Annotated in this window: 14 protein-coding genes; 9 read left to right on the forward strand and 5 right to left on the reverse strand. The window is 46.9% G+C overall.

From position 1 onward, the window contains the following. The coding region (locus tag ACWVCM_RS08245) for a hypothetical protein (RefSeq protein ID WP_455201256.1) at positions 1-498 on the reverse strand (498 nt) is incomplete at its 3' end. A gap of 416 nt (positions 499-914) precedes the next feature. On the opposite strand from ACWVCM_RS08245, the gene ACWVCM_RS08250 reads away from it, so the two are divergent. The 8 genes from ACWVCM_RS08250 (at position 915) to ACWVCM_RS08285 (ending at position 9,868) form a co-directional block, all read left to right on the forward strand. Continuing rightward, positions 915-1,688, forward strand: coding sequence for a TrkA C-terminal domain-containing protein (locus ACWVCM_RS08250; protein WP_455201257.1), 774 nt, complete (start codon positions 915-917; stop codon positions 1,686-1,688). 441 nt (positions 1,689-2,129) lie between these two features. After that, positions 2,130-2,576: a hypothetical protein gene (locus tag ACWVCM_RS08255; protein ID WP_455201258.1), complete on the forward strand. Its 447-nt coding sequence runs from the start codon at positions 2,130-2,132 to the stop codon at positions 2,574-2,576. Positions 2,577-2,595: 19 nt separating this feature from the next. Continuing rightward, entirely contained in the window at positions 2,596-3,843 is a 1,248-nt protein-coding gene (locus ACWVCM_RS08260; RefSeq protein ID WP_455201259.1) for an allantoate amidohydrolase, read from the forward strand. Further along, positions 3,833-4,588 (forward strand): cysteine hydrolase family protein, encoded by a 756-nt coding sequence (locus tag ACWVCM_RS08265; RefSeq protein ID WP_455201260.1) that lies wholly within the window; start codon positions 3,833-3,835, stop codon positions 4,586-4,588. Before ACWVCM_RS08260 ends, ACWVCM_RS08265 begins: the two co-directional genes overlap by 11 nt. Continuing rightward, positions 4,581-6,029 (forward strand): sodium:solute symporter family protein, encoded by a 1,449-nt coding sequence (locus ACWVCM_RS08270; protein WP_455201261.1) that lies wholly within the window; start codon positions 4,581-4,583, stop codon positions 6,027-6,029. Before ACWVCM_RS08265 ends, ACWVCM_RS08270 begins: the two co-directional genes overlap by 8 nt. A gap of 112 nt (positions 6,030-6,141) precedes the next feature. After that, on the forward strand, positions 6,142-7,197 hold the full coding sequence (locus ACWVCM_RS08275; protein ID WP_455201262.1) for an aspartate/ornithine carbamoyltransferase family protein: 1,056 nt from the start codon (positions 6,142-6,144) through the stop codon (positions 7,195-7,197). Between the two features lie 55 nt (positions 7,198-7,252). Then, complete coding sequence (gene asnB, locus ACWVCM_RS08280) at positions 7,253-9,268, forward strand: asparagine synthase (glutamine-hydrolyzing) (protein WP_455201263.1); 2,016 nt, start codon at positions 7,253-7,255, stop codon at positions 9,266-9,268. Between the two features lie 75 nt (positions 9,269-9,343). Further along, entirely contained in the window at positions 9,344-9,868 is a 525-nt protein-coding gene (locus ACWVCM_RS08285; RefSeq protein WP_455201264.1) for a MarR family winged helix-turn-helix transcriptional regulator, read from the forward strand. A gap of 288 nt (positions 9,869-10,156) precedes the next feature. Here the strand turns inward: ACWVCM_RS08285 and ACWVCM_RS08290 are convergent, their stop codons facing one another. Genes ACWVCM_RS08290 through ACWVCM_RS08305 form a run of 4 tightly spaced genes read right to left on the reverse strand, consistent with a single transcriptional unit; the run spans position 10,157 to position 14,801 of the window. Beyond that, positions 10,157-11,821, reverse strand: coding sequence for a Na/Pi cotransporter family protein (locus ACWVCM_RS08290; protein WP_455201265.1), 1,665 nt, complete (start codon positions 11,819-11,821; stop codon positions 10,157-10,159). A gap of 4 nt (positions 11,822-11,825) precedes the next feature. Continuing rightward, positions 11,826-13,133 (reverse strand): magnesium transporter, encoded by a 1,308-nt coding sequence (gene mgtE, locus ACWVCM_RS08295; RefSeq protein WP_455201266.1) that lies wholly within the window; start codon positions 13,131-13,133, stop codon positions 11,826-11,828. Continuing rightward, entirely contained in the window at positions 13,130-13,966 is an 837-nt protein-coding gene (locus tag ACWVCM_RS08300; RefSeq protein ID WP_455201267.1) for a magnesium transporter MgtE N-terminal domain-containing protein, read from the reverse strand. The genes mgtE and ACWVCM_RS08300 overlap by 4 nt, the downstream gene beginning before the upstream one ends. Position 13,967: 1 nt before the next feature. Next, a complete protein-coding gene (locus ACWVCM_RS08305) occupies positions 13,968-14,801 on the reverse strand; it encodes a mechanosensitive ion channel family protein (protein WP_455201268.1) in 834 nt (277 codons plus the stop codon). 206 nt (positions 14,802-15,007) lie between these two features. Between ACWVCM_RS08305 and ACWVCM_RS08310 the strand changes: the two genes are divergently transcribed. Then, the coding region (locus ACWVCM_RS08310; protein ID WP_455201269.1) for an HAD-IC family P-type ATPase at positions 15,008-17,013 on the forward strand (2,006 nt) is incomplete at its 3' end.

The following is a 17,013-nucleotide window of genomic DNA, read 5'->3' on the forward strand; positions in this document are numbered from 1 at the left end:
ATATTTATCGATTAACTCTGGACGTTTTTTCTTGGCTTTTTCAAGTTTTCCCTTCTCGATTAGACGGCTAATATCCTGAAGATTCTCTTCAAGCTTTTTATAGCCTTTGGCGTCAATTGTCGGTGCACCGGATTGTATGGCACGTTCCCGAACAGCAAGCACTTCGCTTAAAACATCTTTGCTCGTTTGGGTGTCAGAATTTACTTTAGCCAGCAGTTTCATGCCCTGGGTGGCAGCTTGATTAGCACGGTCGGGATTATTATCGCGTGCTGCCTGAATGGCTTCTTCCAATAACTGGTTTACTTTTTTAAAACCATCTGGTGCAAGCAAATCTGAGTTATTCATCTTCGCATTCCTTACACCCGTATGCAGTTCTTTTATATGAGGGTATTGAGAAAAAATCTGGTCTTGCGTCATTACTGGTTGCGTAGCACAACTAACTAAAGCCGCACAAACCAACAGCAAGGAACCATAATTCACTACCCACATCCTGTTCATAAGCTGCCTCCTACTTGAATAACGATAAAATAACAATCTTTTATCGAGCAATGGTGTCACCATTTTCTCCACGGAGATGTTTATACGATAAGTATATCATGCGTTACTTAAGTTACCGCTAAATGCTCTTCCTGAAATACTGGTAACCCGTATTTCCAGAGCCCACATCACATTCAAAATGCAATTGAAATTTACTCGGGCAGACACTTCATCCGATCGCAAAACTTCACCTGCCCCGTAAAGCAAAATAGAAACCCAGGCGACTCGAGTTTCTACAAAAACATAGTTCATATCCAGAAAGCAATTAATGACGAATATCAACGTAAATGTTTTATAGCATTCCCCAGGGCGCCACCTGTCATTGACATTCTGTTCCCGGTATTGACAATATTAATCCAGACCATAAGATCAACCATATGTTAGCGATACTTTCACTTTTCCTGGCGCTGTCACTTTCATTGTTGATAACACGTATCGCAACCGTTGCGCTGACTTATACTGGCATGTCCCGCGAATCGGCACGCTTTCAGGCGAGATCCGCCTTCACTGGCACCGGTTTTACCACAGCCGAATCAGAAAAAATTGTTACCCATCCGGTACGACGTCGTATTGTCCTGTTATTGATGCTGTTTGGTAATGCAGGCGTTGCGGCTGTTCTTACCTCTCTGATACTGGCCTTTGTCGGAGAAGAGACCGGCAAATTATTAACAATAAAAGTTGTGTTGTTGATCAGCGGTATCGTAACTCTGTGGTTTATCGCCTCCAGTCACTGGGTAGATCGTCAGCTTTCCAAACTTATCGAGCGAGCACTCTCACGCTATACCAATCTTGAAGTCAGAGATTATGCCAGCCTCCTGCACCTGGCCGGTGAGTACAAGGTCAGTGAAATACACGTAGACGCCGAAGACTGGCTTGCAAACCAGAACCTGCGCGAATTAAAACTGCGTGATGAAGGTTTGTTAGTGCTGGGTATCGAAAGAATCAGTGGCGAGTTCATTGGTGCACCCAATGGTGAAACCATGCTCGAGGTTGGTGATAATGTAGTTATCTATGGCCGTGACTCTACCGTTGCGGAACTCAGTCAACGGCAACGCGGCGTAACCGGTGACAGGGAACACTTACAGGAAGTCACCAAAACAGTACGAGTTCGCGAAGCAGAGAAGCGGCTTGACGAGTCCTCAGACAAGTAGTTTATAACCAATTTGCGGTAGCTCGGACTTAAACCGACACAATGGATTATAATTCCAGGTGTCCTGCTATTTGTCAGATGAGTGCAATGACTCAAGGCTATCCAAAAGTGATGCTTAGCCATATCCAGGCGATTGCGCACTCAATAAGGTTATAGGCCTTTAATACACATCAGGATAAATTTTACTTCTGTAAAAACAATTTTTTTGAAATGTACCGCCTTTCCGCATGTCGAACTTTCTCGTGAAGCGAACTTCAGCAAAATATTGAGCTGGTTGCATATGCTATTGATTTTGCTATGCTATAAAATATTATTGTACAAAATTATTTTGTACTAAATTATTTGCACCAAAATAGAACAAACGGTAATACAATATTTTATATTTCAGTTAGTTACGAGCATGAAGTTAATAATGGCTAGCTGATCACCATACCTGCCAAACATGAATTTCTCTCAACCAACTATTATTACGCTCTATTGCATGGCGTTTACGTTGTTACTCGTTACAGCGCCACCATTGTTTGCCGCACCCGAGTTGCAGACGGATAGTGAATTGGCAACTGCGGGTTATTATCGGCTGAGCTGGCAAAGCAACATTGCAGCTGATTTTGTACTGGAAGAAGCAACCGATCCCACATTTTCACAGGTAACCATCCTCTATCAAGGACCTGATACCGCAACGCTAATAAGCGGTCGTTCGGACGGCACCTACTATTATCGTATCCGAAATATGCAAGATGATATTGAAACCGAATGGAGTAACGTAACCCGGGTTGAAGTTAGTCATCATCCGCTTTCCCGGGCATTTATGTTTTTTGGACTCGGCGCCTTTGTTTTCATTGCTACCCTCGTTATTGTGCTGCTAGGCAGCAAAACTGATAACCAGTAATAAACAAGTATAAACAACTATGTCACTTACTATAAATTCTGAACGCCTTAAACAAGATATCGAAGATTTGGCGAAAGTAGGCCGGACAGATGATCAGGGCATTTATCGCATGGCATTTAGCGATGGTGATATGGCTGGCCGCCAATGGTTTAAGCAAAAGCTGGAACAGGCCGGACTTGAAATTTATGAAGATGGTGCAGCAAACATTCATGGAAGATTGAACTGGGATGGAAAAACTCCCAGTGTGATGACAGGATCCCACCTGGATACAGTGCCTGGTGCAGGTCATCTGGATGGTGCCTTAGGCGTTGTTGTGGGTCTGGAATGCTTGCGCCGGATAAAAGAAGAAAATGTAAAACTTCGCTTTCCTGTCGAAGTGGTCGCTTTTACCGATGAAGAAGGCCGTTTTGGCGGCATGTTGGGATCTCAATCTATTGCCGGAAAACTAACGCCGGAATCCATTCTCAACGCTATTGATCTTGATGGGGTAAAACTTGTTGATGCCATGAAGCAACAAGGTTATGACGCCATGCAGGCTTTGCATGCTCGTCGCAATCCCGACAGCATTCACACTTTCCTGGAATTGCATATCGAGCAAGGTCCTATTCTGGATCAAATGGGTTTTAGTGTCGGTGTGGTTGACGCAATTACCGGTTTATTCCGATGGGAAGTGAGCCTGATCGGAACACCTAATCATGCCGGTACCACGCCCATGCATATGCGTAACGATGCTTTTCAGGCCCTGGCAGAGTTCTCATCCCAAATTCAACGCATCCTGGATGAAAACGGCAGCGAACGTAGTGTAGCAACGATTGGTAAAGTTCATATAAGTCCCGGTGCGGCCAATGTCGTACCAGGCCGTGTGGAATTTTCGCTGGATGTGCGCGATACCGACAAAGGCGTACTGGATGAATTGCGCAATGCGTTTCGCCGCGCCTTATCCGCCATTGCCCGCCGTCACGATGTGATGTTTGAGTTTACCGTGCTCAGTGAAATCCAGCCCGTAAAATGCGATGTTGGTTTGATCAAAGAGTTAAAAGGTATTGCCGATTCGTTAAAAATTCCCAGTTTGCAGATGGCCAGTGGCGCAGCGCATGACACACAATTTATGGCGTCAATCACGCGAGCCGCAATGGTATTTGTACCCAGCAAGGAAGGGCGCAGTCATTCTGTAGCGGAATGGACTGATATGGAACATATAGAAAAAGGCAGCAACGTACTGCTGAATACATTGATACGCATAGCAGGAAACGGACATGAAACATGATATTCGTAAAACAGATTTAGAGGGACTGAATGAAGACTACCTTCACGTTGATCCATTAAAGGATACCTACCGTGAAAGTATTATCGATATACCGCAAGTTGAAAAAGCATTAGAGCTTCACAAGGTAGCTTTGATGGTAATCGATATCCAGTATCTCGATGCGGCTGAAGGCTATGGTGTATTTGCCGACGCAGAAAAATCAGGCGTGCCTAAAGAAGCCCAGGAGTATTATTTTAAACGGCTGCATCACGTGGTATTGCCAAATGTACGTCGCTTACAGGATGCATTTCGTCTCATGAAACTGGAGGTTATGCATACTCGTATACAATCCATGACCAAAGATGGCCGGGACCGAAGCGTGGGTCACAAAAAACTAGGATTACACGCACCGCCTGGCTCAAAAGAAGCGGAGTTTTTACCGGAAGTTGCTCCAAAGGGTGACGAAATCATTATCAACAAAACCGCCAGTGGTGTCTTTAATGCAACTAACACTGAATTTGTGTTGCGCAACATGGGTATCGATAGCCTGTACGTGTGCGGTGTTTACACCAATGAATGCGTTTCTACCACCGTGCGTGACGCCTGTGATCGCGGATTCCATACCACCATGATAAATGACGCTTGCGCTACAGTCACGCCGGAGTTGCACAATGCCACGATCAGCACCATTAAAGACCGCTATGCACGGGTCATGACATCCGAAGAAGTACTAAAGGAGATCAGAAAGGCTAATAAGAATGAATGATGTCAACTCGGCAATTCTAGATAGCAGCACTGGCTGGATCATCCTGGCAATTTTCAGTGCCATCTGGATTGCGTTGGGATGGTTTTGGGGGCGCAAGGCCAAACAACTGGATGAATTTATGCTGGCCGGCCGTAACGTGGGATTATCATTGGCAACTGCAACAGCAATGGCTACCTGGGTAACCAGTAATACCACTATGGCTGCGCCACAACTCACGTTACAGCTTGGTATCTGGGGTATGGTGGGTTACTCGCTAGGATCTATTGGTTTGATCCTGTTTGCGCCATTGGCAAAACGCATTCGTCAATTAATGCCAACATCCTACACCAGTGGTGACTTTGTCCGTATGCGGTATGGAAAATTTACCTGGCGTGTGTTTCTGGCCATTTCATTGTTTTACGGCTTCGGTTGGCTTATCAGCATGGGTATGGCGGGTGGCGTATTGATAAATGCCTTAACCGGAATACCCTATGAAATGGGAATGACAGTCATCGTCAGTATCTGCGTTATTTATACCTTACTGGGGGGGTTGCGTGCGGTTATAGGCACCGATTATATCCAGACCATCCTGATCCTGGTGGGCATTATTATTCTGGCCTGGCTGGCGATTACCAAGGTTGGGTTTGAAGAAATACATACCAATGTGCTGGAACAACGGCCCGAGCTTCTTAATTTACTATTTCCAGCAGCAATAATGTTTTTGTTTAACAATTTGCTGTTCGGTGTCGGTGAAATATTTCATTCCAATGTCTGGTGGAGCCGTGCCTTTGCTTTTCGCGAAGGCGTTGGTATGCCCGCTTATACCATCGCCGGCATTATGTGGTTACCGATCCCCATTGTCGCTGGCTTTATCGCCCTGGCCACACCGGCACTGAATTTAAACGTACCCGCGGCTGATATGGTGGGCCCAATGGTTGCCGCAAAACTGTTAGGCGTTAGTGGCGCTATCCTGGTTTTCATCGTGGTATTTTCAGCGCTCGCTTCCAGCCTCGATTCATTGCTGGCAGCTACCAGTGATTTAATTACGCAGGATATTTATCGGGGACATATACGTCCTAATGCAACGAATGAAGAGCTACGCGTTGCCGCCAAAGTGATTATTCTATTATTAGGAATATTAACCTGGTTGCTGTGTCTGCCTCGTTTGACCACCTTAGCAGAACTACTCTATTTTACGGGCGCATTTGTAGCCAGCACCATCTGGCCCATCGTCGCCGGGCTTTACTGGAAACGCACTAATGCTACGGGAGCCGCTCTGGCCATGATATTGGGTACTGCAATCGGTCTTTATTCTTACTTTGCCATAGGATTTTATGTTGCTGCGTTGCTCGGTGCGTTGGTTTCCATGTTAATCGTAATTGTAAGTACCGCTTTCTGGCCACAGAATTATGACTGGAACGAGTTAAGTAATAATCGGTCCGTCAAGGAGGTTAGCTTATGACTGCGTCAGTCAGTTTTTTATCTATGTTAGTCAGCACTGCCCTGTTAATAACGATGGTGTCGCCCATTGTTTTAATCATTTTTTTAATTCGAGACTGGAAGAGGGGTGAACAATGGTAAAACCGTTAAGCCCAATATTACAGGAGTCCATGCCGGAAAAAGATGCTACCGAGGGAATAGAACATCCGTTGGCATTATTAAAAATCGTTCCCGAAGATCCAACGCCATTACTGGATCTGGCCAATTTTTCCATCGTGTCGGCACGACAGTTTAAAAGAGACCAAATAGTACAACTGTGTCGACTGGCAGCAAAACATGAAGCGGTACCACAACAGTCGCGGCGTCCGCTAGTGGGTAAAATATTAATTAGTGCTTTTTATGAGCCCAGTACCCGTACCCGATTATCGTTTGAAAGTGCCTGGCATCGCCTTGGTGGCGATATTATGTCGATTACCGATCCAGCCACCACCGGTATCGCCAAAGGGGAATCACTTTCCGATGTCGCAGAAATGTTAAATAACTATGGCGACCTGGTGGTTTTGCGGGAATCTAACAACAATTCCATTTTTGAAATGTTGAAGAACCTGCGAATTCCTATTGTCAACGCGGGTAACGGTACTGATGAACACCCGACCCAGGCTCTTGCGGACATATATACGATCTTTAAGTGGAGACCCGCATTGTTAATGAACAGGGTGACAAAAGATGCCAGGCCTCGCATTGGTATTATTGGCGTACCAAAAACTATGCGTACAGTAAGATCGTTGTTGTATTTGTTGAGCCTTTTTCCTAACAGTTTTTCGGAAGTCGTCATCATATGTCACGACAAAGAAGTTTTTGATGCTACCCAGGGTGAATACCTGGCGACATCAGGCTTAAATATTCGTGTCACTGAAGACATGGATGCTGAATTGCCGGAACTGGATATTGTATATATTAATTCCATCGCATGGATTGGTGACAGCTATGAAAAAATTGGTAAAGATTATCAGCTGTCCAGGTCATCACCGCTGAAGTCTGACGCTATTATTCTGCATCCTTTAGCTCGCGGTGAAGAACTGGCAACAGACCTTGATGATACTAACCATAACTGGTATTTCGCCCAGGCCAGGAGCGCCGTGTTTATTCGTATGGCATTGCTGACGTGCCTGGTGCAGCACAACTGGTAACGCACTAATTCCTTAATTTAGTTTATTTAAGTTTACTTACAATCTGGAGTATTGCATGTGTGGTATTGCTGGCGTTATGCACGCCGACCCTGGAAAACCAATTGATCCGCAAATCCTGGCGAACATGGCTGCCATTCAGTGGCATCGTGGACCGGATGGTTTCGGCGTTAAGTCTGTGAATGACCGCGGGATTGGATTCAGTCACGCGAGATTATCAATCATTGATTTAGATGAAGAGAGAGCACGGCAACCCTTTATGTCAGCGGATGGCAATTTATTATTAGCGCATAACGGCGAATTTTATGACTACAAGCGTCTCAGGGCAGAATTGACGTCGCGCGGCGCTCGCTTCAAAACGAAAAGTGATTCTGAGCTGGTATTGCATCTTTATCCGCGAGTGGGTCTCGAGGAAATGTTAAAGGATTTGCGCGGGGAGTTTGCTTTCTCCCTGTACGACAGGGAGAACGACCGCTTAATCCTGGTACGTGATAGATTTGGTATCAAACCCCTGTACTGGACGCAAAACAATGAAAGTCTTGTGTTTGGTTCAGAGCTTAAAGTATTGTTTGCCCATCCGGCAGTGACCCGCAGGTTTAGCCACGAAGGTCTCTATCATCAGTTAATGCAAACTATTGTTCCTGGCACGACTGCGTTCGAAGGTATACATCAAATCGAACCAGGACATATGTTAATTGTTGAACGTCATCATAATAAATTTCATGTACGCGAAGAGAAATACTGGGATATGGATTTTCCCCTGCTTTCAGAACGTAGTGATTCGCAAAGTGATGAGTATTACATAGAAGGTGTCCGGGACCGCCTGTTACACGCCGTGCAACTGCGCCTGGAAGCGGACGTACCAGTCGCCTGTTATTTGTCCGGGGGTATTGATTCCTGTTCGATACTGGGACTGTCTGCTGCCAGTCAGCAATCGCCAGTCAAAGCCTTCACCATCGGTTTTGACAACGCCGAATATGACGAAACTGCAATAGCAAAAGAAATGGCCCAGGCAACGAATGCAGATCAAGACATAATGATGCTGGAAGCAGATCACCTGTATGACAACTTTGTGCAAACTATCTGGCATACTGAACGCTCCATCTACAATACCCTCGGTGTTGCTAAATTACTAATGAGTCGGCATGTCAATCGTGCAGGCTATCGCGTCGTTGTTACGGGTGAAGGCTCTGATGAATTGTTTTCCGGTTATCCTTCCTTTCGGCGGGATATGTTTCTTCATGGTCTCGATACCCTGAGCGCGGCAGAAAGATCAAGCTGGGAGCAATTGTTGGCAGAAAGTAATAAACTTTTCAAAGGTGCGATGCTGGCGGAAGAAGAGTGGCAGGATACCGCATTGAATGAGAAAGTGGGATTTACACCGAGCTGCCTGCAGCCCTGGCTATCTTCTTCTCAGCATGTTTCAGGTTTGCTCGCCAGTGATATTCAGCATGCATTAAGTGACTACCAACCAGGCAAAAGTATTGCCGATGCCCTGGATCAGGATATGATCGAGGAACGTCATCCACTGGATAAAGCACAATACGTCTGGATTAAAACCATGCTGGAAGGACAGATATTAACCTGGGGCGGTGATCGTGTTGACATGGCCAACTCTATGGAAGCCCGCCCTGCTTTTCTTGATCACCATCTTGCAGAATTCGCCACACAAATTCCACCGACCATGCGTATTCGAGGCAGAACAGAAAAATATGTATTACGGGAAGCCATGAAAGGCTTGCTACCAACGGTACTTTACGAAAGAGAGAAATTCGCCTTTATGGCGCCCCCAGCACACACTGATACCAGGAAATGGCAAGCCATGAAAGCTTTGGCGGATGAGTATCTTGGTGATAGCGCAATTGAGGAAGCAGGATTATTAAACGTTGAAGGTGTTAAAAACTTATTTGCTGTACACGAAGATCCAAAAACTTCGGCTGCGACACAGGTGCAGCTGGATGCGGTTATCAACCATATGTTAAGCGTTCAGATTCTGCATAAACACTTTGTGGCAACCGATGTCCCGGCACAGGCCTATAAAAAAGCACAGGAACTAGGATGGTTGATTAAATAGTTACTGTGATGTGTACATGTGACCAAGCGTTTTTTTTAAACAGAATATTTTTCTTATTGACAGGGTGATCGATACATGGGACTTAAAACAAATATTACCAGCCAGGATTCCAGCCTGACCAGAAAAGACAAAACTAAAGTTGTCCGCGACGAGATTGCTAAAACCATTGTCCAGGATCTTCGTATTGTTGTTAGAACAATACAGGCACATTCCAGGTGGGTTGAAAAACAATGTGGCGTTAGCAGTGTGCAATTATGGGCTATGTGGGAACTGTTTGCATCGCCAGGGCAAAAAGTTTCTGACTTATCAAAAGCACTTTCTATTCACCAATCCACAGCCAGTAACATGCTGGACAAGCTTGAAGAAAAGAACCTGATTAAGCGGGATCGCAGCGGCCCGGATCAGCGCGTTGTCAAACTGTTTCTTACAAAGCAAGGATCTGATTTGTTATCTGTAGCCCCCCGCCCAGCTCAGGGTGCCGTTCAGGATGCATTGAAAAGCATGTCAGATCAGGAGCTGACATCTTTAAAAACTGGCCTGGACGCACTAATTAACCAAATGGCGGTGTCTGAAGAAGGCGCGGCCCTGAAACCAATTTGATTACTCATTATTTTTACTTCAGCGTCTTGTAGTGAAATCCTGTAAAGTAGCTATACTCATGCAATGTAAGCTTTCACTGAGCTCTCTAGACAGAAATTTACCCTACCAAAAGAAACCAGCGATAAATAATTTTATACGACGAAAATCCACAATCACTGCTTTTATACTTAATTGGGCTTCCTTTTCGAGCGCCGGCTTTAGCCGATGAAATTATGGCTAATCATTTAAAACAATTGTTTCCGATTCCGGTCGGTAGTTAACGGCCAATTTCAACAGGCGCTGTATTAATCACCTGGCGAGTGCCACCGCTACTGATTCCGGCTCTTTAACGATGTTTGCAACGGTGAATAACTTTGATAAATAACGCGCCGCCTTGACCATCTGCGTAATCAAACGCCGGGTATTGCTGTTTTGTTCAAGCAACACCGACATGCTGGAAATCTCCATACCTGACATGGCACCCACTTCCAGAATCAGCGCTTTTAATTCATCATAAGTGACATTCAAATCGTTAAGCAGTTGATCGCACTCGGCTATAGAAAATTCTTCCGTTTGCACATCCGTAGCATCCAGTATTCGCACCACATCTGCCTTGAATTCAGAAAGCTTCATTAGCAGTTCATCATTGGCAATCTCGCCAACTTTCTCCTGATGTTTTGCGATATCCATCGCCAGCTCTGCTGCCATCAAATAGTATTGACTGGTACGTAGCACTTTCGGTAATTCGGCAGTAATATCTTTTGGCATGGTTGATCGCTCCATGTGAGAAATAAAACCTCCCATCGCGACCACCAGTTTATTGATAGCAAGACGATCGCTCCTCATCGGTTTGCCGGCGCCATGTTCTATGCTTAGCGCCGCTTTTGACATTCGCCTCGCGATACTGCCAATATGACCCAGCTCCAAACCGAGTGCATTCAAGGCAAGCGCGGGAGAAACGGCAATGGTTTTATCAAGAAACTTAGGCCGCCCTTCAATTTCTTCCAGCGAAGTAAATTGCTGTTCGAGATAACGCGCCAGGCGGGTTGTTACTGGCAACATCAAAGCTACGCCTAGTATATTAAAAGTGGTATGAAACAGTGCCAGGGTAACAACCGGAATGTTTTCCAGGCCAAACAAATTACCGATCGCTTTTACCAGGCCAAACATAATCGGTAACAGCAACAAAGCTACCATGCCAGTTGCGACATTAAACACCACATGGGCCGCTGCTACTCGTTTGGCATTGGGCGTAGCGCCTATAACAGAAAATACGGCGGTTGAGGTAGTACCCACATTCGCACCAATGACCATGGCGGCGGCAGCATACGGCCCAATTATGCCACCTGTCGCCGCAGTTAAGGTAATCGCGATAGCCGCACTGGATGACTGGGTTAAAACCGTCATGAAAAAACCAATCACCAGAAACAATAGTACGCCCGCGACACCGTCTATAGTAAAACGCTGCAAGTCGATACTGGTTGCCAGGCCTTCAAATGCATCCTTCAGTACATCGATACCGATAAAGAACAATCCAAAACCCGCCAGGGCAGTTCCTATCGGGCCTCGGCGAGTGTCACCTCCTGTTAGGCGAAGTATCATACCAAGGCCAATCAAGGGTAAGGCAAAGGCATCAATCTTGATATTGAAACCAATCATGGCTACCAGCCAACCGGTTGTTGTGGTGCCAATATTCGCGCCGTAAATAACACCCAACGCTTGATACAATGTCAGAAGTCCAGCATTAACAAAGCCGATGGTGGCAACGGTGACTGCACTGGAGGATTGAACAATGGCTGTAATACCCATTCCTGAAACAATACCACGGGCGGGTGAATGAGTTGCCCTGGCCAGAATATTGCGCAATGCATTACCGGCCGCCAGGCGAAGGCCATCCGTGATCATGTTGACCGCCAGCAGGAACAGACCCAAACCTCCTGCCAACATACCAATCATGACAATATTCTGTTGCATGACTTTACAACATACCGGATAACATCGTCGCGATACCCAGGAAAGAGAAAAAACCCACCACATCCGTTACGGTAGTGAGAATGATTGACGATGATTGCGCAGGATCCTGTCCCAGTGACGAAAGCACGATGGGAATAATGACGCCGGACAAGGCCGCGGCCAGCATGGAAATAACCATGGATACACCAATGACCATAACCAGTCCTATTGATGAACTCCAGACAAACACGCCGGCACCGGTCAGTACCGCTATGGCAACTCCATTAACAAATGCAGCACCAATTTCTTTCCTGGCGACTCGCATCCATTGACTGGTGCCTATTTCGCGCAATGCCAGGCCCCGCATAGTCACCGCCAGGGCTTGTGCCCCGGTATTACCCGATTGCCCTGCCACCACCGGCAATAACACGGCCAGTGCAGTAAACCTGGCAATAGTGCCTTCGAATATTCCCACGACGGCTGCAGCCAGGAAAGCGGTCAACAAATTGATGGATAACCAGGGTAATCGTTTGCGCACGACAAAACTGACCTTTGACAAGGCGCGTTCATCACGGCTGGCACCGACCATTGTCAGCATATCAACACTGCTTTCTTCTCGCACCGCCGCCATTAAGGCATCGTAGCGAATAATACCTATCAGTCGTCCACTAATGTCCACCACGGGCAAATCCGTAATACGATGCTCTTCCAGTTGTTGCACAACCTCTTCCCTGGTTGCCGTAGCCATAACCATTGCCGGAACCGGTTTTGACAGTTCGGCTAATGTCACCCGCGCTTCTGCAAGGGCCAGACTGTGGATTTCCACCATACTTTGTATATTCCCTTCACCGTCAATAAGGTAAAGCTGGCGGGTAAAACGAGGTTTGAGTTTGCGGATGCGATGCAGCGCCTCTCTTACTGTTAACGATTCATAGAGTGGTATAAACCGCTGGTCCATTAATGCACCAGCACTGTCTTCCGGATATTGCACCAGGGAGCTTAACTCACGCTGCCTGGCACTGCCCACATAAGACATCATGCGCTGCCGCTGTTCATCGTCAAGCCGCACCAGAACTCTTGCGGTGTGAACCGGTTCACCCCGTTGCAATACCTGTCGCGCAAGCGTTTCCTCTAACCTGGATAACACAGAGGTCGCCACGCCAGGCGGCAAACGATCCCATAATGCCACCATCTCAGAAGTCGACAGTTGCTGAAAAAGACCAATGATGTCTTTAACTGAGAACTGACTGATATGCTGCAATGCTTCAGGGGGATGCAGGCGCAAATAAGCCTGATTCAGAGCATTGACTGCATGCATAGCATTCGCAGTCATAATTTACTCCCTCTTTTTTTTATTGCCGTTATATTTAATATACTTTCCAGTAATTGCATCATACTCAACCAGTAAAGCGTCGCAAGCGATAGCACGTTTTCCATTGGATCCCGCGTTAATGTGATATCGCTATCCACAGTTCCCCTGACACGCGCGTAGTCAAGTATACCAACTAAAATATTTTCACTGTCTACGACGGGTAATCTGAGACGGTTTGCCCACCCTTTATGATCAAGAATCTTTTCTGTACCGGCATGTACCGAAACAGGTAATACTTTGCGCGTCATAATATGACGTAACCTGATATGTTGTTTGGCTGTTAACAGCTTGCCAAGGTCAACCACACCAAGGAAACGATGCGAGTTATCCACCACATAGATTTCACATTTGACAGGTTGACGATAACGCTCGATGTGACGAATGGCATCACCAACAGTTAGATTGTCAGGCAACATATCAACGTTGGGATTCATAAAATCACCCGCGGACAGCGAGGTATAACTTAGAAGACGCCGAATACGCATACGGTATTTCGCAGATAATTTGCTGGAAATCTCCTGTTGTTTTTCCGGATTTATTAATCGGTAGATCCGCGCTGCGCGGGTAACGGGTATGTCATTCAACAAATGGGCAGCGCGTGTTGTTTCCATTTTCCCCAGACATGCTGCAGCTATATTAGGCAACATGGCAATGACTACGGCAGTTGCAGTTTTAGTTGGAATTTCCTGTAATAGTGCTACGACATATTCCGTGGAAACCTGTTCCAGTACCCTGGCCGCTTCCACCGGGTAACGCAATAAAAACTCCGACGACATGGGGTTATCGACTTTCACTTTACGCACCTTTTTCAGTAACAATCGTTACCTGTTCATCGAACAATTTCGCAGGAACATCAGCATTACCCGTTTCGGTCTCTATGATTAACCGCGATACGGTAATATCAAGAATACGCCCCTCGATGTCACCCACACGTACTTTATCACCCACCTGATAGAAATTACGTAACTGGTTAGCTGCGATAATATTGCTGACATGGGTGCGTGCTCCCAGACCAAATGCCAGAGCCAGCCCACCGAGCATGGCAGCTAGTACAATAGCAATGATCGTAGTAAGAAACGCGACATCGATCCCAACCTGTCCCACGCCAATGATAATTGCCGTTACCAATATAATGATTTGTACGGTTCGGGCCAGCAAATCGCCACGTGATATTCCCACTGATGATGCGGCGGATCCAACTAAATCGCGCGCCAGCGAAGCCAGCACGAAACCGACCAGTACAACCAGGATACCGGCTGCAGCCAGCGGCAGAAAGGAAACGAGCTCTTTAAGCCAGGTACCAACGATACCAAGACCCAGAATTTCTGTAGCTAATGTGACAAAGACCAGTATCAATAACCAGAAAACCAGTTCGCCAACTATTCGGGCGGGCGGATGACGTGGTTGCAGTTGTTCCAGACCTCGCCTGGCAATAAATTTCTGCCAGAACAGATCTAGCCGTTTGATGGCACGCATAATCAGTGAACGTAATAAACGCGCGATGAACCAGCCTATAAATAAAACAAGGATCGCCACTGCGATGCGTGGAAGGTATTGCAGTATTTGTGTCGCCATGTTTTGCAGAGCAGCTGTTATCCCTTCCAGTGATGGGGGTAAAGGCTCATTCATTATAGCTCTCCATAGAAAAGTACCAATCAACTCGGTCATTACACGACACCACTTTTACAATAATAGCTAATTAATAAGTGTTTTGCGCCTGCTAATTACCATCCTGAAATGATCTTAACTTAACCAGTTTTTTTTGCATCGGTATTGATTGGCAGCAAAAATGTTCATTAAAGTTCCTGCTAGCATGTATGGTTGAGGAACTTGATATGACAAATCATGCGAAATCCACTACCACGCCCCTGTCGGGCTGGCATACCTACGACGTTAGTCATGCATTGCGGAAAGTGTCTTCATCGGAAGATGGTTTGACACAGAATAATGCCGAGCAGCGCTTCAGTGAATTTGGTGCAAACAGGCTGCGGCCCGTAAAGAGAAAAGGTCCTTTAGCAAGATTCCTCGTTCAGTTTCACAACGTACTTATCTATGTGTTATTAGCTGCCGGGGTAGTAACAGCAATCCTTGGTCACTGGGTTGATAGCGGCGTCATTTTTGGCGTGGTAGTTATTAATGCCGTTATTGGATTCATTCAGGAAGGTAAGGCAGAAAAAGCGCTTGAGGCTATTCGCAATATGCTGTCGCACCAGGCCATGGTAAAACGCGATGGCCAGTTTATTGGTTTGCCTGCCGACCAGTTAGTGCCCGGCGATGTTGTGTTACTGCAATCCGGTGATAAAGTGCCCGCCGATTTACGCCTGTTCAGGGCACGTGAGTTGCGTATCGATGAGGCAATCCTTACCGGGGAATCTGTACCTGTTGAAAAAATAACAACCCCGGTAGCGGAACACGCAACCATCGGCGACCGGAAGTGTCTCGCCTATTCTGGCACCCTGGTAACTTATGGCCAGGGCCAGGGAGTTGTTGTTGAAACCGGGGACCACACCGAGATCGGCCGCATCAGTGGCATGCTACGCGAAGTGCAAACACTCACTACGCCCCTACTACGGCAGATGGCTGTGTTTGCCAAATGGTTGACCATCGCTATCTGTATTATCGCGACAGCAACTTTTGTCTATGGCGTGCTTTTACACAATTTTCCCGCCGATGAAATGTTTCTTGCAGCAGTGGGTTTGGCGGTGGCCGGTATACCGGAGGGCCTGCCTGCTATTATGACTATTACCCTGGCCATAGGCGTACAACGCATGGCGAAGAAAAATGCCATTATTCGCCGCCTGCCGGCGGTGGAAACATTGGGTTCCGTCACGGTTATATGCTCCGATAAAACCGGCACCCTCACCCGCAACGAGATGACAGTACAATCAGTCGCCACCGGTGCCGGTGTTTTTCAAGTCAGCGGTGTGGGCTACAATCCCCATGGCACTTTTAGTCTTGAAGGTAACGAAGTAACACCGGAGCAGTTCCCATTGCTTCGTGAAGTATCCCAGTCAGCGCTGCTGTGTAATGATGCCACATTGAAACAGAAGGCAGAACAGTGGGTATTGCATGGCGACCCCACCGAAGGTGCCCTTGTCACGCTGGCACTCAAAACCGGTCTTGACCACAACTTATGTAATAGCCAGTTTCCCCGCACGGACGCAATTCCTTTTGAATCACAACATCGTTTCATGGCTACTCTGCATCATGACCATGCCGGCCATGGATTTATTTATCTCAAAGGTGCTCCCGAACGCGTCTTGCAAATGTGTCATCAACAGCGCATGCGGGGTGAAGATGTTCCCCTGGATAAAACCTACTGGGAAAACAGCATGCATGACATGGCAAGCCGAGGCCAGCGCCTGTTAGCCATCGCCTTTAAACCACTGGCGACTGAACAACAAAGCCTGACTTTTACGGATGTGGAAGACGGACTGACTCTCCTCGGCGTGGTAGGCATCATTGATCCGCCACGCGAAGAAGCTATTAAAGCGGTAAAGGCCTGCCAGTCGGCCGGCATCCGGGTCAAGATGATTACCGGGGACCATGCGATTACTGCCCGTGCCATTGGCGCACAAATGGGTATTGGTGACGGCAGCACCGTGGTGAGCGGTACGAAGCTCGATGCCTTTAGTGATGAGCAACTTCGCGAAGCGGTCGTGTCAACCGATGTGTTTGCCCGAGTTTCACCCGAACAAAAGTTGCAACTGGTGACTGCATTAGAGGCCAATGGCGATGTCGTTTCCATGACCGGCGACGGTGTCAATGACGCGCCTGCGCTGAAACGCGCCGATGTTGGCGTGGCGATGGGTATTAACGGTACAGAAGTTGCCAAAGAAGC

It is taken from the genome of Kaarinaea lacus, from assembly GCF_975902315.1.